Raw genomic sequence first — 24933 nt, 5'->3', positions numbered from 1 at the left:
CGCTTACTCCTCACCGGCCAAGGCCGGTTCAGCGAGGCGGCTGCGCGGGGCGAGGCGCTTCAAGTCCCGATAGCCGGCGCCAGGGTGGTTAGCGGGCAGTCGCGGACCGTCGCCGAACAGCTTGTCGCGCAAGGTGCCGGGGCGGTACTCGGTCTTGTACGCACCGCGCTGTTGCAACTCGGGCACCAGCAGCTCGACCACATCGCGGAAGGTTTCGTGGGCCAAGGCGTAGGCCAGGTTGAAACCGTCCACATCGGTGTCCTCGACCCAGGCCTGCAGCTCGTCGGCCACGGTTTGCGCACTGCCGACAATCAATGGGCCGAAGCCGCCGATACCGACCCAGTCGGCCAGCTCCTGGACGGTCCACTGCTTGTCCGGGTCGGCGGTAGAGAAGGTTTCCACGGCCGACTGGATGGCGTTGGTATGGATGTGCTTGAGCACCTGGTCGGGCCGGTACTGACCAAAATCGATACCGGTCCAACCGGAGATCAGCGCCAGCGCGCCCTCGTAGCTGCTATAGGATTTCAGTTCCCGCCACTTGGCCTGCGCCTTGGCGTCGGTCTCGTCGACGATCACCGTCTGCAGGTTGAAGATCAGCACCTTGCGCGGATCGCGTCCGGCTTCGGCAGCACGCCGGCGTATATCGGCCACGGTCTTCTTCAGGATCACCTTGGACGGCGCGGCAACGAACACACATTCCGCGTGGCCGGCGGCGAAGTCCTTGCCACGACTCGACGCTCCCGCTTGATAGAGCACCGGCGTGCGCTGTGGCGACGGCTCGCAGAGGTGGATGCCCGGCACCTGGAAGTGCTTGCCCTGGTGGCGGATCTCGTGGACCTTGCTCGGGTCGCTGAAGATGCCGCGCTCACGGTCGCGCACCACCGCGCCCTCCTCCCAACTGCCTTCGAACAACTTGTAGAGCACCTCCAGGTATTCGTCGGCGTAGTCGTAGCGCGCATCGTGATCGCTCAGGGCCTTCTGCCCGAGGTTGCGTGCCCCGCTGTCGAGGTAAGAGGTGACGATGTTCCAACCGATGCGCCCCTTGGTCAGGTGGTCCAGCGTGGACAGGCGACGGGCGAAGGGATAAGGGTGCTCGAAGGTCAACGAGGCGGTGAGGCCAAAGCCCAGGTGTTCGGTCACCAGCGCCATCGGCGTGATCAACGCCAAGGGATCGTTGACCGGCACCTGCGTCGCCTGGCGGATGGCCGCATCGCCATTGCCACCGAGCACATCGTAGATACCAATCACATCGGCGATGAAGATGCCGTCGAACTTCCCGCGCTCCAACAGCTTGGCCAGGTCGGTCCAGTAATCCAGGTCCTTGTACTGCCAGGCGCGATCCTTGGGATGCCTCCAGAGACCGGGCGACTGGTGACCGACACAGTTCATCTCAAAGGCATTCAATCGAATTTCACGTGGCATGGGAACTCCTGCTCGATAGATTCAGCACCCCTTCCGAGTGCTTCTCACTGCTCGATCAACACAATTCGTGCCAAGTAATAATTCTTTTGTTTACAACAAGTTAGACATGCATTCAAGCAACGGAAATGCCTGCATGGTGACAACCGTGTTGATCAACTGTCCGGTGGCAGACAGTGCGCAGGTGATTCCTGTGACGAAACTCGAACCGCCAATATTTAGCTTGACGCCTGAGATGATGATCATCATATTTGGCCAGAATATTATGACCATCATGTGAACCATCACGGGCCGCAGACTCAGGTTGAGGCACGCCCTCCACCCGCGCAGGAGATGACGTATGGAAGCCAGAACTTCATTGGCGATTACCGCTAGCCAACCGCACGCCTCCACACAACCATTGACCGGCAAAGTCGTGGCGCTGCTTGCAGGCCTGGCGGCGATCAGCATGCTCTCTACCAACATCATCCTCCCCGCGTTTGCGGCGATCGGTGAAGACTTGGGCGTGACCGCTCGCGAACTCGGCCTGACGCTGTCCAGTTTCTTCATCACCTTCGCCTTGGGCCAACTGGTGGTCGGGCCACTGGCCGACCGCTACGGGCGCCAGAAACTGGTGCTGGGCGGCTTGTCGGTGTTCGTGGTTGGCACCGTCATCGCTGGCCTGGCCAGCACCCTCGATGTGCTGATCGCCGGACGCATCGTGCAGGCGCTGGGCGTGTGCGCGGCCTCGGTGCTGTCCCGCGCCATCGCGCGGGATCTGTTCGAAGGCGAGACGCTCGCCCGCGCCCTGTCGCTGACGATGATCGCCACCGCCGCGGCACCGGGATTTTCGCCGTTGGCCGGCAGCGTACTGGCCGTCACGCTCGGCTGGCGTGCCATCTTCATCCTGGTGGGACTGGCCGCCGTGGTACTGGCGTTTTTCTACGTGCGCGACCTCGGAGAAACCCATCCCGCCGATCGCCGGGCGCCCCACTCGGCCAAGAGCGTAGTGCTCGCCTATCGCCGATTGGTACTGGATAAGCGCTTCATCCTTCCTGCCCTCTCAATGAGCCTACTGATGAGCGGCCTGTTCGCCTCGTTCGCGGCGGCGCCCGCCATCCTGATGCAAGGTATCGGCCTGACGTCGGTGCAGACCGGCCTGTATTTCGCCTCTACGGTATTCGTCGTGTTCGCAGCCGGCATGGCGGCCCCGCGCCTGGCCCATCGTCATGGCACTCGAGTCATCACGCTCCTGGGCATCGCCTGCGCCATGATCGGCGGTGGCCTGCTTCTGGTAGGTCCGGCCGTGCCTGGCCTGTGGTGGTATGCCCTCTCGATGGTCACCTTCCTTTGGGGCATGGGCCTGGCCAATCCGCTGGGCACGGCAATCACCATGGGCCCTTTCGGCAAAGAAGCCGGGATGGCCTCCGCACTGCTGGGTTTTTTCTCCATGGGCGCGGCTGCGCTGACCACTTGGCTGGCCTCGGTCTTGAGCTTCGCACCGGTCACGACGCTGGGTGGGATCCAGGCGACGGCCTGCCTGCTCGCGCTGGTGCTGTTTCTGTTGCGGGGCAGGCTTTGAGCAAACCGCTTTGCCGGCCAAGCATGATGGAGGGTTGCGCCGGTGAAGCGCCAGTCAATACACCGGCCAGGTTTCGACAATCTTCCCCCCGCGCACGGCCAGCAAGTCGCCAAACTGCAGCAGCACGGACTCAGTCTGGGTCGGCCGTAAAAACACCTGGTCCTCCACGTTCAGCCCCACGGCCGGTGAGCCGTTGACCATTTCCTGGTTGGAACTGCGACCATAGAGTTCGTTACTTTGCAGCCCCGAGGGGGACTCGAACTCGGCCATCCAGTTGCCGCCATAGATGAAGAAGGTTCCGCGCTGATTCGGGTTCCACCAGGAGAACAATCGGGACTTGTCATCCAAAGCGGGAAAATTGACGGCCCCGGTGCTCTTCAACACCGGCGTTGCGATAAAGGCCGCCGGCACATGCTCGGCCAGCGACGGCAAGTCGTAATGCGTCGGCTTGAGAAACGCCGTCCCCACCGAGACCTCGCTGCTCAAGCGCTCCTGTTCATGTATGCGGTAGCTGGGGCTGCCGGCGGTATTGAGCGTGAGCCCGTCGTGCCAAAGCGCCGGAAAATGCTCACGTACGTAGTTCACATGGCCGTTGTAAATGACCATCACCTGGTCGAACAACGCCTGGGACGAACCGAGGACCCGGGGCACACCCATGCCGACAAACGGGTCATAACCCATGAAGCCTGAGAATTCGAGATGCTGTGGATGGGCACTGATCAGCCTCAGCATCTCGCCGAGCACCGCATGGTCAGCAACTCCGCCGCGATGCAGGCCGACATCCAGTTCGATATTGACCCGCATCCGGAGGCCCAGGCCCTGCGCCAAGACCAGGTAATCCATCAGCCGCTGCGGGGTGTCGAGCAGCCATTGCAATTGCCTGGAAGGGTCAAAGGTGCCCTTGTGGGTTTGGTAGAACAGCTCGGCCGAGCGCACCGGCAAAGGCTTGCCGAGCAAGAGGTCGGCCTCGGGAAAGGTCACTGCATCTTGATTGAGGAACGGCTGGTGAAACGACATCAGCCGCTGGCTATCGGTTCGTTTGGCGATATACGCCAACAACCCCGGTGACGGCAGGGACTTCTCCACCAGGCGCAAGTGTTTGCCGGCACGTTTGACCGATTGCATGACCACATTGATGTTGTGATCGAGCCCATCGAGGTCGATCAGCATCACCGGCCGCATCGGCCCATGGACCTTCAGTTCCTGATTCAGCTTGTGGAAGTATTCGTTGTAGGGACTGCCCCGGTCGCTCGGACGCAACAGCGCCCCCGCCCCGACCATCAATGCACCCACTCCTGCGGTGCCGAGCATAAAGGTTCTACGATTCATCAGGACGCTCCCTCTGCGTGCGCAGTCAAGTGCACGTTACGGCAGCGATACCCGGCTGTTGAGGCTATGGGAGGTCAGAAAGGGGACTTTGGCGGCCAGGCTTTGATCGATTCCTCCTGCCCCCTGGACGTTGCAATGAACCCTGTGATGGCCGCCACCACATCGGCGCCCCGTTCAAGATAGGGTCTGGAAGCACGGCGCAAATCCCGAGCCGACCAGAATCATTTTGTTGGGCAGCACGTTCAGGGCGACCTGGGAGAAAACCGCCGTGTGTCCATAGCGTCGGCCGACGACCGCAATTGCCGCGAGTTTGTCGCGCAGCGGACGCTCCCGAGGCCGCAGGAAGCCATAACCGACTCGCTCCAGAAACGCCTGGAAGCGACTGTTGGTGCCAGGCCGCCAGCTCGGTGTCGCTGAGGACGTCGGTCCAATAGGCATGATGAATCGGATCGTACCGCTTCTTGAATGTCTCTAAATGCTCTTTCATTTCAACCGCTCAGGTTTTATGGGTTACTGGAACTCAACGGCCGCTACGTTAGCAACAGAACTTATAAATACCCAGCTGCGCTATCTCGCAGTTGTGCACCCACGACTTTCTTGTTAAAGGCACGCGCATTTACATACGCGCAGGGATAGCTCTGTCGACATTCAGAAATGAATGAAAGATTAATATACCCTCAGCCGTTGACAGTCCCCAGGGCACGCTGGTAATTTCGCCGAACTGCCAATTACTCCCGCAGTGCTTAGCCAAGACTGGGATGTCTAAAATGTACTATCACCTTTCTGCTATCAGTTCCTCCCACAGCTATCCCGACAGCTGTTCCCGGGCCATTCTGGCCATCTTCAAAAGCAATATCTGGCGTCGCTAATCTAGCGAAGACCGGAGCCTGTCTGCTGCCTGCCAGCAACGTCCTGATCTTTCCCTCTGGAATCGAAGGCGCTCGCGCCTTGTGCCCTGCGCAACAATTGGCTGCAATCCATTGCAAGCTTTTTAGTGCGCGCGACATGAACAGCGTCCGTCCCGTCTATTCAGAATATCCGTCAACTCGTATTTAAAGTGCCTGCGCGCTTTATATTCCCGTGGCGCTCTCTTAATCGAGCGCCTGAATCGTTACACCTTGAATATGGTATTAACCATGAATAAAAATTTAATTGGCGTGAATGTTCTTCGCCGTGAAGAACGTCGACCTACGGATGCACTTGGCATATATGCAAATGCACTGGAAAAACTGGGTCGCGAGTCTGTTTTCATTCTTGAATCACTGTCCGGCCCAAGCCGTGATCGCCGGGCGACGATCGTCGGGCTCGAACCGCTTTTCGAAGTGTGTATCAATGAGGGCCAAGCCCAACTGAGAGGCTGCGCCGCCCTGTGTGAACATTTGTCCGCCAGCCTGCGGCAAGCGGGCATGCAGGTCGATCCGGAACACAAGATCCATCTACCCGACAGCGAGGCTGCGTGGAACCTGCTCCGGGCGATCCAGGCAACGTTCCAACCTGCATCCAATGCCCCTTCCAGCCTGGCATTCTTCGGCTATTTCTCCTACGACTGCGTTCGCCTGATCGAGCGACTTCCCGATCTGGCCAAACAGACCTACGACTACCCGCTCATTGCCCTGTCGGTCTATCAGACCCTGGTTTATTTCCACAGCAATGGCATCGTCGAAACCTTGATCAATAACCACGATCTCTGGTCGCCCCGCACGTTGGAGGACTACCCCTTCCTGAGCACAACCCCGGCATCCGAGGCGCTGGCCCCGCCACCGTACCCCGAGGGCTTCGAGGAAGAGCGCACGGTGACCCCGGAGCAATTCGTCGAGCGTGTCGAAGTGGCGATGGAGCACATCCGCGCCGGCGACGTCTACCAGATCCAGCTCGGTCATGAGATTCGCATCCGCTCGCAGGTTTCACCGTTCGACGTGTACCAGAACCTGCGCCTGCGCAACCCTTCCCCCTACATGTACCTGGCCCACGTAGGCGGCATCGACCTGATCGGCGCCAGCCCCGAGCTGTTCGTCAGGATCAAGGACGACTTGATCGAGATGCGCCCGATCGCCGGCACCGTGGGCAAGAAGCCTGGCGTCGATCCGACTCAGTTGGTCCTGGAGCTGACCCGCTCCGAGAAGGAGCGCGCCGAACACCTGATGCTCATCGACCTGTGTCGCAACGATATCGGTCGCGTGTGCCAGGCCGGCTCGCTGGAGGTCGATGAGTTCATGCTGGTGGAAGAGTACTCGCACCTCTACCACATGGTGTCGAACGTTCGCGGCTTGCTGCGCCCGGGCCTGGATGCCTTCGACGTGATCAAGGCCTCGTTCCCCGCGGGCACCATGTCCGGCGCGCCCAAGGTTAGAGCGATGGAGCTGATCGAAGGGATGGAAAGCAACCGCCGGGGCATTTATGCCGGGGCCCTTGGCCTGGTCGGTTTCGATGGCAGCGTCAACACCGCATTGTGCATTCGCTCGACGGTCTTCGATGAGGGTACGTATCACTTGCGTGCGTCCGCCGGAGTGGTGGCCGATTCGGTGCCAGAGCTTGAGTGGAAAGAGACACTGTACAAGATGGGTTCCGTCTATCGGGCAGTGACCGGCCAGGAGATCGCACTGTGAAAGTATTCTTGATCGACGCCTATGACAGCTTCGTCTTCATCATCAGCCAATACCTGGAACAACTGGGGCTGGAAACCCACGTCGAGCGTCACGACGTACCGGGCCTCATCCAGCGCATTGAAGCGTTCTCACCGGATTTCTGCGTGCTGGGCCCTGGGCCTGGGCATCCGGCCGATGTGGGCTACATCGAAGTGATCAGGCACTTTCAGGGACGCCTGCCGCTGCTGGGTGTGTGCCTGGGTCACCAAGCCATCGGCCTGGCCTTCGGTGCCCAGGTTTGCCGAGCCCCACACGTGATGCACGGCAAGGTGAGCACGATCGAGAACGACGGCAAGGGCGTCTATGACCACACCCAGGCACATGCGATTCGGGCGACCCGCTACCACTCGTTGATGATCAGCGAGCAGCCGTTACCCGACTGCCTGGAGATCACGTCCAGATCCACGGACGACGGCTATGTCATGGGCGTGCGCCATCGCCACCTGCCGGTGGAGGGCGTGCAGTTCCACCCTGAAAGCATCCTCACCGAAAACGGCCTGGACCTGTTCCGCAGCTTCATCCGGTGTCACGTGCACAAGTGATCCATCCAGAGGGGGCATGCGCCCCTTCCTTCCTGTACTCCGACTGTTTCATTCCTGCTACAACTAGAGCGATCCGTTTATGGACAAACACCACTCCCCCGCCTGCAGCCGGACCCAGGCCGAGCGTGCTGCTACGCTGACCGCCTTCACGAGCCTCGCCAAGGATGCCAACCGTTGCGATTGGGAGCGCCTGCTGAACAAAGTGCTGCGCCAACTCGGCTTCGGCAGCTACCTCATCAGCCTCGGGCCGGCAACGCCAGGGGATACCGACCCTCTCGCTGGTCTCATCACCACCTTTCCCAAACGCTGGCTGGAACACTACCGCTGTGATGGGTTGATCGAGATCGATCCGATACTCAGGCACTGTCGACGCGAGCTGGTGCCGCTTTTCTGGGACAGCGAACGACGGCGCGCCCGGGGACGCTCCCGGCATTTCTGGGAGCAACGCGAGCTACACGGCCTGCGCAGCGGCGTGAGCATCCCACTGCGCTACGAAATGCTCAGGGGAACCTTGAGCGTGGCCTTCGACGACACACAGATCACCGAACAGAAAGGGGTTTCCAACCCTGCCGTCTATCAACTGTTCATGCTCATTCCCTACCTGCTCGCCGGGATACGACATCAACTGCAACGGCCTGCCCAACCGCGCCAGGACCTGACACCCAAGGAAATGGACTGCCTGTACTGGGCCAGCGAAGGCAAGACCACCTGGGAAATCAGCCACATCCTGACCTGCTCCGAACGCACCATCGACTTCCACCTGCTCAATGCACGACGCAAGCTGGGCTCGGTAAGCCGCCAACAGGCCGTCAGTGCTGCGGTGGCCTGTGGGTTGGTCATGCCGACCGCTATCTCACCGACTACCGGTGCCAGAAATGAGCAAAAAAGTGGTTTCTACGACAGTCCACCCTCAGGGATAACCTGATGGCATATTCAAGTCAGCAATGGCAAAGTTCCAACCTGCAGCGCAGGCCCGTGTGCAGCCGGGCAGCAATACCCGATGCTTGCAGCCATTGATTTCGGGTATTCATCACCTGTTATTCAACTGAACAAGGATGTAGGCATGAAAATCTCTCTTGGTCTCGTCGCCCTGGCCGGGTGCCTGTCCACCTTCGCTGTTTCGGCCGCTGGCCCAAGCCACAGCGATCTGTTCAAGGCCCTGGCGCAGTGCCAGGCCAGTACGCAACAGGTGAGCGAGTTCAACGGCCTGGTTGACGCGGAGCAAGTGTCGCTAGCCAAGGATGAAGCGCACACCCCGTGGGGCGGTGGCGCCTGGCAAGCCTCCCCGGCGCTGACAGTGCACGGCGTGTCGTCGACCACCCTGGTGATGACCGACCGCTTCAGCTTCTTTCTCCAGGCCAAAAGCAGCAATCCGAAGGCCGACGCAGAGAAACTCGCCAACGCCCTGAAACTGGAAAAGACGCTGGATACCGACGGCTACGTGGATTACCAGCGCAACCTCGACAACGGCGCGACCCTGCGCGTGGTCTCCACCGAAAACAAGGACAGCGATCTCTACGTGGGTTGCACCTATCAGCAGGACGCGTCCTGAGACCAGGCGACCTCGACAACGCGTTCACCCAGTCGCAAGGCCGGGTCACATACCCAGACCCAATGTGGGAGCGAGCTTGCTCGCGATGAGGCTCGATCCCAAAGGGTGCACTCAGTCATCATTAAATGGCGCTGTTGCATCCCTTTCACTCGGCGGACCGGGCCGCTGCAAAGCGGAGCAATTCGAGCCTGGGCCCAGTCCATCGAGCTGGGCCGCGACGAAGGCAGATGCATCAGCCAGTGAACCCAGCAGTACCCCGTCATGCCCCAGGCCTTCATACGTACGCCAGGTGACTTGATTGCCAGCGGCACACAACGCCACCGCGACGGCATACTGGCGCACGGGCGTGATCGTTTGATCAGCCAGGCCGGTGGCAATGAATAACGGGAACGCAATCGATGCCTGCGGCATGTCGGTCGTTGGAATGCGCGCAGCATCCAACGCCTCGGGGGTAATGGTCATAAGCTCGGTAAACGAACCGACCTGCAACGCTTTGGATTTGCGGCCAATGTCACGGGTACAGCCCTCCCGGACGACACGCAGCAGTTCAAGGCCTTTGGCCGTCAGGATGTCCTCTATCCGTGGTCGGTCCTCGCGCAAGCCACCGGACGCCAATGCCAGGAACACCGTGTTGGACTGGCGCGGCGGCAACGCAATGGGACCATGGGGAAATGTGCTGTTCGGAGCTGTGAGTACCGCCCCCCGGATAGGAAGCTCCGGTGCGTAGCGGTCGGCAAGAATCGCCGCACCCAACGCCGCCCCTCCCCCTTGGGATTGCCCGGCCAGGATCGTGTAATTGGCGATCAGGCCAGGCCTGATCGAGCGGGCAGCGCGAATCGAGTCCAGGACAGAGCGTCCCTCAGCCTGCCAGAACGTATAGGGATGCGGTCCTGGCCCTCCCAGGCCTTGATAATCGGTGGCGACCACCGCGAAGCCGCGCATCAGCCAGCGATTGATGTAAGCCGCATCACGATCGCGCCAGCCAGCCCAGGACGGTGCGCAGGCGTCGGCAATCCCCAGCGTACCGTGGGCCCAGGCCAACAGCGGCCAGCCTTGCGCCGGTGGACCTCCAGCCGGCAGGTACAACGTCCCGCTGACCGGAACGAGTCCGGAGTGCCAGCGCTCGTCGGTGGAGCTGTAGAGCAGGCGCAAAGCCTGCGCGGCGCCGGGCATCTGCGGCTGCACCGGCAACGTCTCGCTCCGTAGCAGCGCACCGGGCAGAGCGGGCATTGCTTCAGACCAGCGGTAAAACGCCGACGGCGCCCTATCTCCCGCGGCAGGCCCGACGGGGAGCGTGGCAGCCGCCAGGGTATTGGCCGTCATGACGATGAGCATGCCGACGCAGGTTCGTGCAAGGCCAGCAATACGGAGCAGGTTCATGGTACGTTCGCCTGAACGCAAAGTACCTTGCGCAAAGCGCTGCCCTGGACAGCAATGACGTTGCGCACGACAGGGGCCACTTCATTGAACCGGACGAACCCGTGAGTCATGTTCGCGAGTACTTGCAGGTCTGTCGCCACACCCGCGCTTTCCAACCGGTCCGCCAGCTCACGGTTTTCATCCCGCAGCGGGTCCAGTTCACCCACGACCAATCGCACCGGTGGCAGGCCCGCCAGGTCAGCGTTGATTGGCTGCACTCGCCAGTCATCCTCGTCATTGAGCAGGTAGCTCGCCCAGTAGGCGCTCATGGTCTCGACCGACAGATTCTGCCCCCCGTACCCACCCAACCTTTGCCACGAATCGGAGGTCGTATCGCGCGAGTAGCTGCCGTAGAACAGCAACAACTGCCGCAGCACATCCAACTCCGCGTCGCGTAGCGCAATCGCAGCCCCCAGGGCCAGGTTGGCGCCCGCCGAGTCCCCGCCCAGGGCATAACCACGTACTGGGCAATCAGTGATTGACCCGAGCTTGATGACCCGGCTGATGATCGACACCACTTCGTTGAACGCCACCGGAAAGCGATATTCCGGAGACAACGCATAGTCGATGGACAGCACTGCCAAGCCACTGTCACGCACCAACTGGCGCAGCGGCGCATCCCAGCCGCCGAGCGAGCCGTGGCGAAACCCGCCACCGTGGCAGTAGAACATCAAGCAAGGCGTCTCATCGACTTCTGGCCAATAGAGCTTGCAGGGCACCGTTCGGCCATCGACGGCAAACCCCAAGGTGCGCTCGTAGGACAGCGGCACACTGCGGTATGCCGCCCAGGCATTGATCCGTTCCAGTTGCGCCCGGACATGTTGTACGTCCCCGTGCACAACCGGCAGCAGCCCTTGTTCACGCAGCGTTGCGGCCACGGCCACCAAGTCAGGATGAACCGGCGGAGGTGAGTCCGCCGACAAGCTTTCAACGCAACTCATGACCGGTCCTCCTCACCGGCTCCAAGCGCGTCCAGCAGAATGAACGCCCATTGAGCCCCGTGCATGTCCCGGTCCTGCAAGGCGCCCTGAACGACGGGACGCGGCAGGCTGATCTTGATCACGTTCAGCGCCTCGATCGGGAAAACACTGATCGACTCTGCGGGCCTGCGAAACAGCTCGGCGATCGCTGACGCTTGCAGCTTCGGCTGCGCGACCAGTTGCGCGAAGCTATCCGAATCCTTGCAGAACACATCGATGGTCAGGAAAAACGGCCCGGCGTTTTTGGAGCGGATCTCATAACCCAATACCTGCAGAGTGTTCATGTCATACGCCCTCGACTGTTTTGATATCAAACCGAAAAGGTGCCAACGGGTCCGCCACGACCATCACATGACTGAGCACAAACTCATGCACCACGCCCCGGTCCATCGAGGCCGGCGAGAAAGGAAACGCATGGGTGGGCAGGTCTTTGTCGCCGGGCAACGGAAAGTGCAGCAGGTAAGGATTGAGCAACGCAACCATGTCCCGGGTGCGTTCGGCGGTCGCCGACGTGGCTATCGCCATGACGCCGATTTCAACGGGTGTGCCCACCCGCGACTCAAGCGCGCCCAAGGCGGCGTTCTTGCCGATGGCCCGGAACTGCAAATCGTAGTCATCGACTCCGATGCCCAAGTGTTTTTCGATTCGCTGGCGCATGACCGAATCCAGGTAGGCAAGCCACTCATCGAAGCGCTCGACGTATTCCGGATCACGGACAATGCTCATGACCACCGATTGGAACCCGCACGGCGCCGCCCCCTCCAACTTGACGGTGTAGTCTTCGCTTGGCTTCCAGACCGAACCTTCGACTCGCACGGTCTGTTCGTCCACTGCGGTGTAGACCGCCCCTTCCACGTGCAGTACGCCACCGGGCTCGACGAGTACGTAGGGGTTGCTGTTCTCATAAAGCATGTGAGCCATGACCGATCGAGGGGTGAGCCGGGCACCCTCGCCGATGGCCTTGATGGTGAACCCCGTGTCGTCGATCGTTGCCATCACCACCGCATTGGCGGGCGTCGTCGTGCATGACGCGCCGCACTCCAGAATCTTTCCGGCATGCCACGCGGCGCCCTGATGGGTGCCGCGCATGATGGGCAGCGAAGCCATCACCGCCGTGTCGGTGGAGCGCCCCGCCAAGATAATATCCGCGCCATCTTCAAGCGCATGAATGAACGGTTCCACGCCCATCAAAGCGACGATACGCGAACAGCGATCGATCAGGGCGTCGTCGATAGGATCGAATTGCAACGGCCTGATGCACCCCTGCGCCAACGCTTGCTTCACCACGCATGCAGGTTGCTCGCTGTAGAGGCTCGCGATACGTACGACCTGACCGAGTTCGGCGGCAATGTCCTCGCACAAGTTGCGCATCAGATCCACACCTGCGTCAGAACCACAGGTGCCGCAGCTGCCAATGATCAGCGGGATGCCCAGTTCCGCCCGCGCCTGCATGAACACCCGCAACTCGGCCCGCAGTATCGAAGCCGAAGCTTTGGTCGTGCCGGTGCCCAGGTAATGAGGACCGGAGTCGGTAGACCCGGCGTCCATTGCAATAACATCCGGACGCTCCAACAGCGCCTGCTCAAACGCCGCCAGTGGAAAGCCGGTACCAATGGCGCCCGTTGGCGTCAGGACTTTGATCGGGGTACTCATGGATTCTCCTTCGAGACTGTAGAGCGACGTCCGTCAGCGATGACGCAATGACCAGGCGGGTTACGCCCCTCCAGGACGGCCATCGCACATTGAGCGGCAATCAGATTGGTACGATTGAGCCCCTCGACAGTAGAAGCGCCGACATGGGGCGTAACGATCACGTTCGGGAGCTGGATGAGTTGTTCGGTCACGACCGAAAGCACGGGATCCGACTCGCTTTCAAATACGTCCAGCCCAGCCCCAGCCAATTGGTTTTCCCGCAGGGCCCACAGCAGATCCGCATCACGCACCAGCCCGCCCCTCGCGGTATTGATCAGCACCGCGGAAGGCTTCATGCGTTTTAGCGCACGGCTATCGATCAGCCCGTGGGTGTATGGGTTGAGCGGCGCATGAAGGGTGATGAAGTCGCTTTCCTCGAGCAGCGTTTCCAGGTCGACAAAGCAACTTCTTGGAATGCCGTCGACGTGGGCGCTGCCCGGGTCAGGGGTGTAGATCAGCGGCTTGATTTCGAACCCGGACAAGCGCTGCAGCACGCCCCGACCAATCCGGCCCAAGCCGACGACGCCAACGGTCTTGCGGTAGAGGTCGCCTCCCAGGGGGATCGTCCAGTCATTGGCGGACAAACCCAACTGGCAACGTTTGAGCTGGCGACACACGGCGAGCATCAACGCAACGGCATGGTCAGCGACGCTGGCGTCGTTGCCACCGATAGCGATGGTCGCCACCTTCCCCGTCGCCTCCACCGCTGCCGTATCGACCCGCTCGTAGCCCACGCCACGACGGGCGATGACTTGCAGGCGGGGGAGCGCACTCAACAGGCTCGACGTAACGTGCGCGTGTCCGACGATCCAACCATCGGCATCGTCCAAGAGCTCGATCAACTGGCGTTCGCTCAAGTCACCATCCGCTTGCCCCTGAGCCAGTGGCGCGACGACAACTTCACAGCCCTGGCTCTGCAGGAAGTGCACGCTTTCTGAATCGAAGAATCGCTGTGTAACCACTATTGTGTGGCGAGGTTTAAACATCACGGGCCTCTCGATAGATATGTCCGACAATCAAAATGCGTAATCCAGGTACACCCGAGCCTCTGAGCCGGTCACCACGTTGTCGGGTTGAGCGGACACAAGCGCGACAAAGTCCTGGTCGATTCGGTAATCGATATAAATCAAACCCACTGAAAGCCCGGCGTATTCCTTTTCATCGAAGCGATAATAGAGACGGTATTCGTTCTGCCGTTCGCGCACATCAGTGCGTCGGCCACTCAAAGGATCAGTAGCGTCAAACTCTCCTTGCTTGTAAATAGTCATGACCTTGAAACCGTCCAGCGAAGCGCCTAATAATGAATGCCCGCTCAAGTCGTACTCGGCACCTATTTGCCAGGTTCGCTCGCCATCGTTATTGAAGTCGTTGCCGGAACGTGTCCAGGCGTCCATCTTGCCATCCACGTTATCGGCGTGATCGAAATAGGCATATCCAAGTTGCCCATTAGTCAACTCGGCTTTTGTCTCGGAAAATGAAACACCCAGGCGAAGTTTATCGAGCAATAAACCCAAGTTGATATTCAACCACGTCGCCTCATCATCATACGCGGCCTGACCAGCCTGCCAATCGCGTGCCCAGATCCGTCCAGCTTTTTGAAACTCGTAATATTGAGTGTCCAATACAATGCCGGCTTTTTCACCGAGGGGTGCTTTAAGCGTCAGTCCATAACGGGTGTTTTCATTGAAGTCCCGCGACACGCCATGGTCGTAACCCAGTTCAATGGCCTTCAAATCGTATTTGATGCCGTAGGTGTACAGGTCTTTTATTTCCTCGCCTGACTGGCTCAGCAGATGTTCGAACTCTTCTCGGTCCCGAGGAGAAGTGCGGTTGATGTAGGCGGTTTCAAACCCCAACGTACCGGGAAGCGGGCCAATGCCCATCTCGGTAAAATTCAGATGGGCCCGGCCTCCTTGATAGGAACCCGGGACGATCCGAGTGTCGAGCGTGACCAACGTCCCCGCATCGAACCGGCCCCGGCCTATTTGGGAATCGGCGTTCCAGCCGTTCCCCTCATAACGCAACTTGAAGTAACTCTGCCCGACTTTGGCGAAGCCGCCGTTGGTACCGTCGGTGTCATCAAACAAATTCCGGCCATTGTCTTTGGAGTCGATCATCGCCACGCCATACAACGAGGCATCAAATCCTACAACACCGGCCCAATAGCTAGAGTTATAGTCCAGGATCGCGCCAACCCCTGTCCCGCCCAGTTCGGCGCCGTCCGGAAAACCACCAAAACGGTCTTCAATCAAATTGTTGGTTATCCGCGTATTGATATACATCGCCCGCAGATAAGCATTCAACTTGCCTTCATGCTGAAACCTGTCCGGATTACTGATGGTTGCGGAAAGACAAATATCAGCTACGAACAATGTCGACAGCAACGTCATAGCGACGGCGTTAATCGATTTCATCGACCACCTCATCTATTATTTTTATTTTGACGTGAGCAGACGCGACCGAGCGTCCTTGAAACGTTGGCGCAATAAACTAAATGCTCAGATAATTGCCCGTGTAATAACGGCCGTTACAATCAGGACAAGGCTGCTGCCGATGGCCCAAAGCAGGCAATAGCGTTGCATGTCACCCATGTCGCGCTTGATGATCCCGCTGATGAGATAAACCGCGGCGACCAACGGACTTAGTGCATGGACGGGTTGCCCCAGTACCGATGCGCGGGCGATATGCATCGGGTCGATACCATACTCGGCACCCGCCGCTCCCAGCACCGGCAAGATACCGAAGAAAAAAGCATCGTTGGACAACAGGAAGTTAAGCGGCAAGGCGACCAGTGCGGTAATGATGCTGAAGTATTGCCCACCACCGTCGGGAATCAATTGGACGATTTTCTCCGACATGCCATCGATCATACCGGTGCCTGACAAAATCCCGGTAAACGCACCTGAAGCGAAGATCAGGGCGATGACCATCAGGACACTTTCAGAATGAGCCGCGACCCGAGCCTTCTGTTCCGACAAGCGCGGATAGTTGACTAGCAAGGCCAGGGAAAAACCCACCATCATCAACATGGGCAAAGGTGCCAGCCCAGTCGCCATGGCGTACATGAGCCCTGCGGTGAGCGCCAGGTTCACCCAGAAAAGCTTCGGCCGCTGTGTATCGGATTGCACGGTCGGCAAGGCGACCTCCTGCGGTGCAACGTCCTGGGTGCCGGGTGTCCAACCCAAGCGACGCCGCTCCTTGTGGCCTATCCAGAACGCCACAACGAATGCATAGGCAAGCCCCGCGAACAGGGCGGGCACCAACCCCAGGAACATCTGCGCCACATCAAGATGAAGGGCACTGGCCGCGCGGGCGACCGGCCCTCCCCAGGGAATCAGGTTCACCACCGTGTTGGTCAACAAGAGCATCAACGCCAGAATGAGCGGGTTCATCCCCAGTCGCAGGTAGAGCGGCAGGAACGCTGTTGTAACGATCAAGACCGTCGTCGCACCGTCCCCATCGAACGAAATAACCGCAGCCAACAGTGCCGTGCCCAGCACGACCCTAAGCGGGTCATTGCCTACATACCGCAGAATTCGCCGTACGGCGGGCTCAAAGAGCCCAGCGTCAAACATGATCGCGAAGTACAGGATGGCAAACATCAACATCAGTGCGGTGGGCGCTACTTGCTTGACGCCGTCCATCACCATTGCACCCAGTTCCGGCCCTGCCCCACTGGCCAGCCCGAAAGCAACCGGAATGAGGATGAGCGCCGTCACTGCAGAAAGTCGTTTGCTTATGATCAATGCCATAAACGTGGCGACCATTGCGAAACCTAACCAAGCCATGCGTTTCACCTTTTCGTTTTTATTTTTATCGATGTCATCGAAAATCAATGTGAACAACTTTTGCGCACTCGAAATCTACATAGGGGGTCAAAGGCTGTAAATCTTGATTTTTTTCGTCAATATTCCCCATCAATCGCGTCAGTTTGGACAACGACTTGGATCAGAATCGAATAGAAAATTGCTTTCTTGTAGACATTGACGAAATGTCGGTATATCTAATAAACATGTACGCCTTTCAATCAATCTGATCGGACTCGTCATGCCAGAACAAGAAGACCTCTACCTTTCGGCAGAAGAGGCGGCAGCCCTACTCGGAATCAGCCTGCCGACGCTGTACGCCTACGTCAGCCGCAAAAATATCCGCTCCCTCAAGATCCCAGGTACGCCCAAGCGCCGCTATTGGGCCGAAGACATCCAGCGCTTGGTCAAGCGCCCGGGGGGAGAGAAACACGCCTCCAAGCGCTCGTCACCGTCGGACAGCGCGATCACGCTGATAACCGATGACGGCCTGTTTTATCGGGGCCATGACGTTATCGAACTGGCTGACCGCGCAACGGTTGAAGAAGTCGCCGAACTGATCTGGCAAGTGCCTGGAGCGTTCGGCGCGTCACTGCCTCGCGTACCGAAGGACAGCGTCAAGCTGTTGAAGATCTACGAACACATGTCCGCCCAGGAAAAAGCCATCGCGCTTTTCCCCTTGGTGCAAAGAGAAAACCCCAAGGCCTTCGACCTTTCCCCTGACAGTTACGCCCGTACCGGCGCCGATGTCGTGAGGTGGTTTGCCGCATTGGTGGTAGGCGCCACCGAACCGAGTGCGCAGCCCTTGCACGAGTTCATCACCCGATCTTGCGGCGCCCCGCCTGAACACGCCGATCTGATCCGCCGCCTACTGATCCTCAGTATCGATCATGAACTGGATCACACCACCCACAGCGTGCGCGTCGCCGCCACGACGGGTGCTACCCCCTACTACGCAGTCATCGCCGGACTCGCCGCTGCCCGCGGTCACAAGATCGCGTATGGCAGAAATGAAGCCGCCAGCAGGATGATCGAGGAAATCTGTACGGCCGCGGACCCTGCGCATCCTATCTTGCAGCGCTACAACCAGGACGGGCACATTGTCGGGTTTGGCCCCAATGTCCATTCCGTCAACGATCCGCGAGCCAGTAATCTCATGGCAGCATTGACCACGGTGTTCGCTGGCGACCGCGAGTTCGCAAAGCTGCAGAAAGCCGTTGCGGTGGCCTCGGAGCTCGTTGCGTACCCACCAGAATTCATCCTTCCGGTGAGTTTCATAGGTCGCAAGTTCGGGCTGCATGGACAGGAAATTTCACTGGCGGGCGTCGGACGCCTGATCGGCTGGATAGCCCATGCCAGCGAGCAATACAACCAGCACCATGACGCCCGCCCTCGCGCCCGTTACGTAGGGACTTTGCCAACGGCAACCACGACCGGCCGCCGCTAAGCCCCGCTCGATCGCTCCTTTTGCGAGAACGCGTTGAAGCGACCGACCGGCTATGAGACAGCCATTGCCGTAAACAGTGGCTGGAACTCGGTTTGTTTCTCAAGGCCAGCAACGAACCCAAGCACTTCGGCCTGCGCCGATGCGTCGATATGCGGCATGGCCATGCGCCGGAATTTACGTTCGAAATCACAATCGGTCATCGGCGTTTCGACTGACCCGGGCCCGGTGATCATCTCGCTCACGATCTGCTCGCCGGAAACCAGGGTCACGCTGACACGGTTGGCCAGATGCCGTGGGAACAGTGCGGTCAACGCCGGATCCTCAACGACGCTGACCTTGTCCATCAAGGCAATCGCCACCGGGTCGGTAATTTTTTCAGGGCAATACGAGCCCACCGTGATGTCACCATCAAGCAAGGCCCGGACCACGTTATAAGGCAGGCTGTGGTCTGCCGTTTCCCGGGTTTTCGGCAACCATTTCTCCGGCGTATCCGCCAGTACCCGACGGTTGAATTCAGACGTTTCGATCGTAATGGCAGCGATGTCCTTCACCCCGTTGATGCGTTTGCGAATATCAAGCGCGGCCCAGACGGCAGTGTGCAACTCACCATTGGTAGGGAACGTCTTGGTCAGGGAGCGCCGTATGACGTAATCACCGTTGTCGGGCGTAGCAAAATGATTCGTGTCCAGTTCGAATGGTCCCGAAACCAGCTTGAAGAACCCCATCTCACCTTCAAACACCGGCGACGGCCCCGTCATACCATGGCGCGCCAACTGGGCTGCGAAAATCGCGTTGCGCGCGGCGTTGGCGGCAGAACAGCCCTTCCAGTCGGACAACGCTCCACTGCGCACCTGACGCATGGCCAGGTGGCCGCTCAAGGCGATGTTGATCGCTTGTTCGGTCTGCGCCACGTCCAGCTTCATCAAGTGAGAAGCGGCAGCCGCCATTGCGACATTGATGTAATTGACGTGGTCCCAGCCCCGCTTGTTCAAGCTTGCCGCATCCTGCAAGCGCATCTGGATTTCATAAGCCAGGACGATGGCCGAAATCAGTTCAGCCCCGGTGGCGTTTTCGGCTTGTGCCACGGCGAGACAGGCTGGAATGTTGTCACTGGGGTGGCCCGGTTCCAAGCCCATATAGCCGTCGTTATAGTCCAGGAAACGGACCATCAGGCCATTGGCGAAGGCCGCAATTTCCGGCGTCGTTTGCAGATGTGTACCGAATACGCTGGATGATTCCGCGGTATTGGCGGCGGCGTAACACACAGCGGCCTTGACCGGATCAGCCCCATAGGCGCCCAGCACGCACGCCAGGCTGTCGATAAAGCGTTGGCGTACGAGGTGGATGATCGCTTCGGGCAGGTGCTGTTTTCTGAATTCGTGGGCATAGCGTGCAAGTCGCATCGCAACGGTGGAGTCCGTCATAACTACCTCGGTTTGAATAGGTGGGTCAGTCCTCGTCCATGAGGCGAACAGATCAAGGCGCGACGTGGCGCCCACCGTCTCAGTCGATGACCACGTCAAGCAAGCGGACGTATTGCTGGCCGGCGTGCATGTCACGCTCGACCATTCCGCCTTGTGGCGTTGTACGGGGATATGAAATCTTGACCATTTCCAGGTTCGGCACCGCAATGCGCTTGACCCGTTCGGGATCGGTGCCATAGAGACTGGCGAATTGTGCGGGGGACAGCGCGGCACAATCGGAATAACGCTCGAAATTCTCTCGCCCATTGAAAAAAATATCGAACGTAATCCAGAACGGCCCGGCTTGTTTGGATCGAACATGCCGACAGACATCACGCAACTTAATCATTGTGTAAGCTCCTTCATTGCGGTCAACGTGTCCACCCCATCAACCCATGTCAGACGTACCAACTCCATGGGATTCTCAAGTTGCACCACGTGATTCAACTTGAACTCATAAATTTGCCCTCGAGGTATATCCGCAGGGGTAAAGGCGAATCCGTACGAAGGTAATTCCTTGCCCATGACACTGGGATAATGAAAGAAGTAGGGGTTACAGGCATGAGCAATCGTATTGGCCATTTCCTGAGTGGCGGCAGTGGCTACAAACAACATGCCTATTTCAGGCGGCGACATTGTTCCGGAAGGTGGTTTTACACCGTTGACGCCATTCCACCCATACATTCGCAGGGAAATATGAAACTCGCCCAACTCTTCGGATGGAATGGATTGACGGGTTCTTGTATAAAGCGCCTCGAGCAAACGATCATGAAACCCATCTATATCATTGAGCACATCCGGGTCCTGGATGCCTACCAACATGATCGTTTGATATAAACCAGCGGCGGCCCCTTCCAACTTCATGGTGTAGGGCATTTTTTCCCAGCGCGAGCCTTCTACTCGGACGGCACGCCCATTTAAAGCGGCGTAACGCGCCTGGGCCACATTCAAGACACCGCCAGGCTCCACCAACCGGAACGGATCGCTGTTTTCATAGAGCATGTGGGCCGAGACGCTATGGGGCGTGCACTGGTTGTCCCGGCTCAACGGCTCGACTTCGAAGCCGTTGGCATCAACACTCAGCAAGATGCCCGATCCAAGCGTGGGGTTGACGGCGCACTGTACGCCGCATTCGCCCGTCTTGCCGGCATGCCAGGACGGTCCCCAGGGCGCGCCTTTCCAGATGGGATAACAGGCAATGACTGCAGTATCGGTCGCGCGGCCGGCCAATATGATATCGGCACCGCCGTCCAGAGCGGCGATAAAGGGTTCTACCCCCAGTGCCGCGACAATGTGTTCACAACTGTCCACCGTGGCGTCTTCCAACTCGCCATGAGGCGGGAGCGGCTTGATACGACCTGCTGCATTGAGTTTTTTGATGGTGCCCTTGTCTTGCTCACAATAGATGAGCGCAATTTTCGGTGACACGCCCAACTCCCTGGCGATTTCCAAGGCGATATCACGCGTCCAATTCAGATTGAGATCACCGCCCGCCTGCCCCGCGGTCCCCACAATGATCGGCACGCCGGACCGCGCCTGGGCTTTCATCAATATCGTCAGGTCACGCTTGACCGCGCCTCGGTTGTTCTTGGATTTTCCAAGTGCAAGATAAGCCGCACCGCTATCCGTTGAACCTGCGTCCGTGGCGATTACTTGCGCCCCGGCGGCCAGCCCATAGGCAATTTCTTCTTCCCGCACACCCGCGCCCAAAGAACCACAGGGTACGATCACTTTTATACAACCTTCAAATAACTGCGCCATAACAACCTCTTCTAGACCACTCAGTGCGCCAATAATAATGGCTGCAATTGCGCTGACAAGTGGACAGAATTTATCCATATATCATTAACGAAGAAACTACGACTCAGACACTTCAGGAATAACTTGATCGATATGGTGGCCAGGCTCCGGGCACATTTTTTATTTCCAGATGGGTGTGTTAAAAGCTTATCTCAGCGGTGTGTTCGATGGGCACTTGCATTGCAACGCATGAACTTTTAGCACCGCCCTTACGCACTGACTCCGATAACATCATTGGAATAATACAGACCATGAGACGCAAGCCTACCCAGCGAGAACAATCCTTGTTACCGGAGGACCTGCGGGTGTTCCTCACCGTTATCCGCAAAAACGGCTTTGGCAATGCTGCCGAGGCGTTGGGATTTTCGCCTGCGTATGTCAGCAAGCGAATCTCCGTCCTGGAGGCCGCGTTGGGCGCGAAGTTATTGCACCGGACGACCCGACGTGTCGCATTGACCGACGACGGCGAACGCGTGCGCGTCTTCGCCACTCGGCTCCTGGGGGATATGGATGACTTCATCAGCGAGTTGACCGACTCCCGCCAGCAATTGCAGGGGTGTTTGCATATCTGCAGCTCTTTCGGGTTTGGTCGTAACCACGTTGCGCCCGCGATTGCCGCACTGTCAAACCTGTACCCTCGAATGGAGATACGCCTGGACGTGTTTGATCGCATGGTCGATATCGTCAATGAAGGCTTCGATCTCGAAATCAGGGTGGGCTACGACCTCCCTCAACAACTTCTGGGAAAAAAACTCGTAAGTAATCGCAGGGTGCTCTGTGCAACCCCTGGGTACCTGGAAAAGCACGGCATACCGGCGTCCCTGACTGATCTGCCCCGGCATGATTGCCTGGTCCTCAAGGAACGTAACAACGCCTTTGGCATCTGGAATCTGACGAAAGACGGCGTTGAAGAGTCCATCCGAGTCAACGGCCCGCTTTCATCGAACAATGGCGAGATTGTGTTGCGTTGGGCTTTGAGTGGCGCCGGCATCCTCCTGCGCTCCTTGTGGGACGTGAAGCCCCTGCTTGAAAGTGGACAGCTAGTGCAAGTGCTGCCTGACTATGCCCAGAATGCCGATGTCTGGGCCATCTACCCGACACGGCTCAGCCAGTCCGCCAAGCTAAGGGCGTGTATCGAGTTTTTCGAGCAACATTTCAAGACACTTGCCCTCGTTTGAGGGCCCGGCAGCCACGGCTGGCAGCGCACCTGGGAACTCAGTTCAGCCACGGATTTTCGGCGTAGTGACGTGTTTCGAAATCAAGAATCTGCGCCGTCCGCTGCAAGGTAGCGCCGATAGCGTCCAACCCTGACAACAACGATTGCTTGCACAGCGCATCGATGGCGAACTCTATGACCGAACCGTCACTTAGCCAAATCCGCTGATTCGGCAGATCGACACTGATCGTCGCGGTTGCCCCATTGTTCACGACACGAGCCAGTCGCTGTAACTGCGAGTCGCAAAGCTGTATCGCGAGCACGCCGTTACGCTGACAGTTGTCATAGAAGATGCCGGCGAAGCGGGTGCCGATCAGTGCACGGATCCCCAGTTGCTTGAGCCCCCACACCGCATGCTCACGGCTGGAACCACAGCCGAAGTTGGGCCCGGTCACCAGGAAATTGGCCCCGCTCCACGCCGGTTGGTTGAGGACAAAATCTGGGTTTGGTTCGCCAGACTCAAGAAAACGCAGGTCGAAAAACACGCCGTTGTCCAGACCACTTCGATCAATCCCCTTCAAGAACTGTTTGGGCATAATGACGTCAGTATCGATGTTCGATGCAAGCAAAGGCGCGGCTTTTCCGGTCACGATATCAAAAGGTTGCATGGTTCAAGCCTCCTCGGCCAACAGGCGTACGTCCGTCAGGCGACCTAGGATGGCCGCAGCGGCAACCATTGCCGGGCTCATGAGGTGAGTCCGTGCGCCCGCCCCCTGACGACCTTCAAAGTTTCGGTTGGTGCTGGAGGCGCAACGATCACCCGCAGCAAGCACGTCGTCGTTCATGGCCAGGCACATCGAGCATCCGGATTGACGCCATTCAAAACCAGCATCGAGAAAGACCCTGGCCAAGCCTTCCTCTTCAGCCTGGGCACGCACCAGCGTTGATCCGGGAACGATCATCGCGCGCACTGTCGAGGCGACTTTCCTGCCCCGCAACACCCGTGCCACGTCACGCAAGTCTTCGATGCGCGCGTTGGTGCACGAACCGATGAACGCATGACTGATTTGCACGCTACTCAACGCCATGCCAGCTTCCAGCCCCATGTAGGTCAAGGCGCGCTGCATGTCCTGGCGCAGGATCGGATCGGCGACGGTCGCCGGGTCTGGAACGTTGCCACTGACTGGCGACGCCTGGTCCGGACTGGTTCCCCAGGTCACCATCGGCTCCAACGTATCCACGTCCAGCAGGACTTCGCTGTCGAACACCGCACCTTCGTCGGTGAAGAGCTCGCGCCACTTCTTTTCAGCGACATGCCAGTGTTCGTCTTGAGGGGCACGTGGCTTGGACTTGACGTAGTCATAGACCTTTTCGTCGGGCGCCATGAAAGCCCCTCGGGCGCCGGCCTCCACCGCCATGTTGCAAATGGTCATCCGCGCCTCGACGCTCAATGCGCTGATGACTGGACCGGCGAACTCGATGGCGTACCCGGTCGCGCCTGAGGCGCCAATCTTCTCGATCAGCGCCATGATGATGTCCTTCGAGGTGATGCCCATGCCCAGCGTGCCGGTAACTGCGACCCGCATGGTTTTCAGGCGTTTGTAGACCAACGTCTGCGTCGCCAGCAGATGCTCGATTTCAGAGGTGCCAATACCAAAACCAAACGCCCCCAGGGCACCGTAGGTCGTGGTATGGCTGTCGCCCGCGGCCACCACCATGCCGGGCAGGATAAAACCCTGCTCCGGCGCGACCACGTGCTCAATCCCCTGACGCTTGTCCAGCACATCGAAAAGCTCGATGCCGAACTCCCGACAGTTCTCCTCGAAATACGAGACCTGCAAGGCGCCACCGGCATCAGGCATGGCCGCGATACGGTTCGGGCTGGTCGGATTGACATGGTCGACGACCGCCAGCGTCGCGTGAGGACGCCAGACGCGGCGCTTCGCCTCGCGAAGCCCGCTGAAGGCTTGAGGGCTGGTGTATTCGTTGGCCACTTGACGGTCGATGTAAAGCAATACATGCCCTTGATCGTCCAGGGTCGTGACAGTGTGACTATCGATGTGTTTCTGGTAGAGGGTGCGTGAGCTGTTCATTGCGATGCGCTCTGTTGTGCCGGGTCACG

21 protein-coding genes and 1 pseudogene are annotated in these 24933 nt (G+C 59.0%); 7 read left to right on the top strand and 15 right to left on the bottom strand.

Annotated features, from left to right (window positions below; translation table 11 throughout):
• Positions 1 to 3 precede the first annotated feature (3 nt).
• Positions 4 to 1422 carry an LLM class flavin-dependent oxidoreductase gene (locus IB266_RS07070; RefSeq protein WP_092326164.1) on the bottom strand — a complete coding sequence of 473 codons (1419 nt, stop codon included), beginning with the start codon at positions 1420 to 1422 and terminating at the stop codon, positions 4 to 6.
• 337 nt (positions 1423 to 1759) lie between these two features.
• Between IB266_RS07070 and IB266_RS07065 the strand changes: the two genes are divergently transcribed.
• A complete protein-coding gene (locus IB266_RS07065; protein ID WP_192260699.1) occupies positions 1760 to 2980 on the top strand; it encodes a multidrug effflux MFS transporter in 1221 nt (406 codons plus the stop codon).
• Positions 2981 to 3034: 54 nt separating this feature from the next.
• Here the strand turns inward: IB266_RS07065 and IB266_RS07060 are convergent, their stop codons facing one another.
• Entirely contained in the window at positions 3035 to 4240 is a 1206-nt protein-coding gene (locus IB266_RS07060) for a DSD1 family PLP-dependent enzyme (RefSeq protein ID WP_192260820.1), read from the bottom strand.
• 252 nt (positions 4241 to 4492) lie between these two features.
• Positions 4493 to 4702 (bottom strand): annotated as a pseudogene (locus tag IB266_RS07055) (flavodoxin family protein); the annotation flags it as partial.
• A 743-nt stretch (positions 4703 to 5445) separates the two neighbouring features.
• Between IB266_RS07055 and IB266_RS07050 the strand changes: the two are divergent.
• From IB266_RS07050 to IB266_RS07035, 4 genes are all read left to right on the top strand, one after another.
• A complete protein-coding gene (locus IB266_RS07050) occupies positions 5446 to 6915 on the top strand; it encodes an anthranilate synthase component I family protein (RefSeq protein WP_092256260.1) in 1470 nt (489 codons plus the stop codon).
• On the top strand, positions 6912 to 7496 hold the full coding sequence (locus tag IB266_RS07045; RefSeq protein ID WP_092444300.1) for an anthranilate synthase component II: 585 nt from the start codon (positions 6912 to 6914) through the stop codon (positions 7494 to 7496). Before IB266_RS07050 ends, IB266_RS07045 begins: the two co-directional genes overlap by 4 nt.
• Before the next feature lie 79 nt (positions 7497 to 7575).
• Positions 7576 to 8421, top strand: coding sequence for a helix-turn-helix transcriptional regulator (locus IB266_RS07040; RefSeq protein WP_225613443.1), 846 nt, complete (start codon positions 7576 to 7578; stop codon positions 8419 to 8421).
• Between the two features lie 138 nt (positions 8422 to 8559).
• A complete protein-coding gene (locus tag IB266_RS07035; protein WP_192260698.1) occupies positions 8560 to 9048 on the top strand; it encodes a hypothetical protein in 489 nt (162 codons plus the stop codon).
• Positions 9049 to 9159: 111 nt separating this feature from the next.
• On the opposite strand, the gene IB266_RS07030 is transcribed toward IB266_RS07035, so the two are convergent.
• The 7 genes from IB266_RS07030 to IB266_RS07000 all read right to left on the bottom strand — a co-directional run bounded on the left by IB266_RS07030 (position 9160) and on the right by IB266_RS07000 (position 16927).
• Entirely contained in the window at positions 9160 to 10428 is a 1269-nt protein-coding gene (locus tag IB266_RS07030; RefSeq protein WP_192260697.1) for a lipase family protein, read from the bottom strand.
• Complete coding sequence (locus IB266_RS07025) at positions 10425 to 11408, bottom strand: alpha/beta hydrolase fold domain-containing protein (protein ID WP_192260696.1); 984 nt, start codon at positions 11406 to 11408, stop codon at positions 10425 to 10427. The genes IB266_RS07030 and IB266_RS07025 overlap by 4 nt, the downstream gene beginning before the upstream one ends.
• Positions 11405 to 11731: a DUF4387 family protein gene (locus IB266_RS07020; protein ID WP_192260695.1), complete on the bottom strand. Its 327-nt coding sequence runs from the start codon at positions 11729 to 11731 to the stop codon at positions 11405 to 11407. Before IB266_RS07020 ends, IB266_RS07025 begins: the two co-directional genes overlap by 4 nt.
• A 1-nt stretch (position 11732) precedes the next feature.
• A complete protein-coding gene (locus IB266_RS07015; RefSeq protein WP_192260694.1) occupies positions 11733 to 13100 on the bottom strand; it encodes an acyclic terpene utilization AtuA family protein in 1368 nt (455 codons plus the stop codon).
• On the bottom strand, positions 13097 to 14125 hold the full coding sequence (locus IB266_RS07010; protein WP_192260693.1) for a phosphoglycerate dehydrogenase: 1029 nt from the start codon (positions 14123 to 14125) through the stop codon (positions 13097 to 13099). The genes IB266_RS07015 and IB266_RS07010 overlap by 4 nt, the downstream gene beginning before the upstream one ends.
• Positions 14126 to 14155: 30 nt before the next feature.
• On the bottom strand, positions 14156 to 15553 hold the full coding sequence (locus tag IB266_RS07005; RefSeq protein ID WP_192260692.1) for an OprD family outer membrane porin: 1398 nt from the start codon (positions 15551 to 15553) through the stop codon (positions 14156 to 14158).
• Between the two features lie 84 nt (positions 15554 to 15637).
• A complete protein-coding gene (locus IB266_RS07000) occupies positions 15638 to 16927 on the bottom strand; it encodes a CitMHS family transporter (RefSeq protein ID WP_192260819.1) in 1290 nt (429 codons plus the stop codon).
• 259 nt (positions 16928 to 17186) lie between these two features.
• Here IB266_RS07000 and IB266_RS06995 point away from each other — a divergent pair, with 259 nt between their 5' ends.
• Positions 17187 to 18392 (top strand): citrate synthase, encoded by a 1206-nt coding sequence (locus IB266_RS06995; protein ID WP_192260691.1) that lies wholly within the window; start codon positions 17187 to 17189, stop codon positions 18390 to 18392.
• Between the two features lie 50 nt (positions 18393 to 18442).
• Here the strand turns inward: IB266_RS06995 and IB266_RS06990 are convergent, their stop codons facing one another.
• From IB266_RS06990 to IB266_RS06980, 3 genes are all read right to left on the bottom strand, one after another.
• Positions 18443 to 19816, bottom strand: coding sequence for an MmgE/PrpD family protein (locus IB266_RS06990; RefSeq protein WP_192260690.1), 1374 nt, complete (start codon positions 19814 to 19816; stop codon positions 18443 to 18445).
• Positions 19817 to 19895: 79 nt separating this feature from the next.
• Complete coding sequence (locus IB266_RS06985) at positions 19896 to 20204, bottom strand: DUF4387 domain-containing protein (protein WP_158455565.1); 309 nt, start codon at positions 20202 to 20204, stop codon at positions 19896 to 19898.
• The gene (locus IB266_RS06980; RefSeq protein WP_225613442.1) at positions 20201 to 21694 is read right to left on the bottom strand and encodes an acyclic terpene utilization AtuA family protein; all 1494 of its coding nucleotides are present in this window, start codon (positions 21692 to 21694) and stop codon (positions 20201 to 20203) included. Before IB266_RS06980 ends, IB266_RS06985 begins: the two co-directional genes overlap by 4 nt.
• 212 nt (positions 21695 to 21906) lie before the next feature.
• Between IB266_RS06980 and IB266_RS06975 the strand changes: the two genes are divergently transcribed.
• Positions 21907 to 22833, top strand: a complete 927-nt coding sequence (locus tag IB266_RS06975) for a LysR substrate-binding domain-containing protein (RefSeq protein WP_192260689.1) — start codon at positions 21907 to 21909, stop codon at positions 22831 to 22833.
• Positions 22834 to 22870: 37 nt separating this feature from the next.
• Here IB266_RS06975 and leuD read toward each other — a convergent pair whose 3' ends face one another.
• Positions 22871 to 23479: a 3-isopropylmalate dehydratase small subunit gene (leuD, locus tag IB266_RS06970; RefSeq protein WP_192260688.1), complete on the bottom strand. Its 609-nt coding sequence runs from the start codon at positions 23477 to 23479 to the stop codon at positions 22871 to 22873.
• 3 nt (positions 23480 to 23482) lie between these two features.
• A complete protein-coding gene (gene leuC, locus IB266_RS06965; protein WP_192260687.1) occupies positions 23483 to 24904 on the bottom strand; it encodes a 3-isopropylmalate dehydratase large subunit in 1422 nt (473 codons plus the stop codon).
• Between the last annotated feature and the right edge of the window lie 29 nt (positions 24905 to 24933).

Source organism: Pseudomonas sp. Pdm06 (genome assembly GCF_014851795.1).
In the GTDB taxonomy this organism is placed as follows: domain Bacteria; phylum Pseudomonadota; class Gammaproteobacteria; order Pseudomonadales; family Pseudomonadaceae; genus Aquipseudomonas; species Aquipseudomonas fluorescens_AA.
The sequence above is the reverse complement of the archived record's forward strand: the minus strand, read 5'-3'. Positions and strand labels throughout refer to the sequence as shown.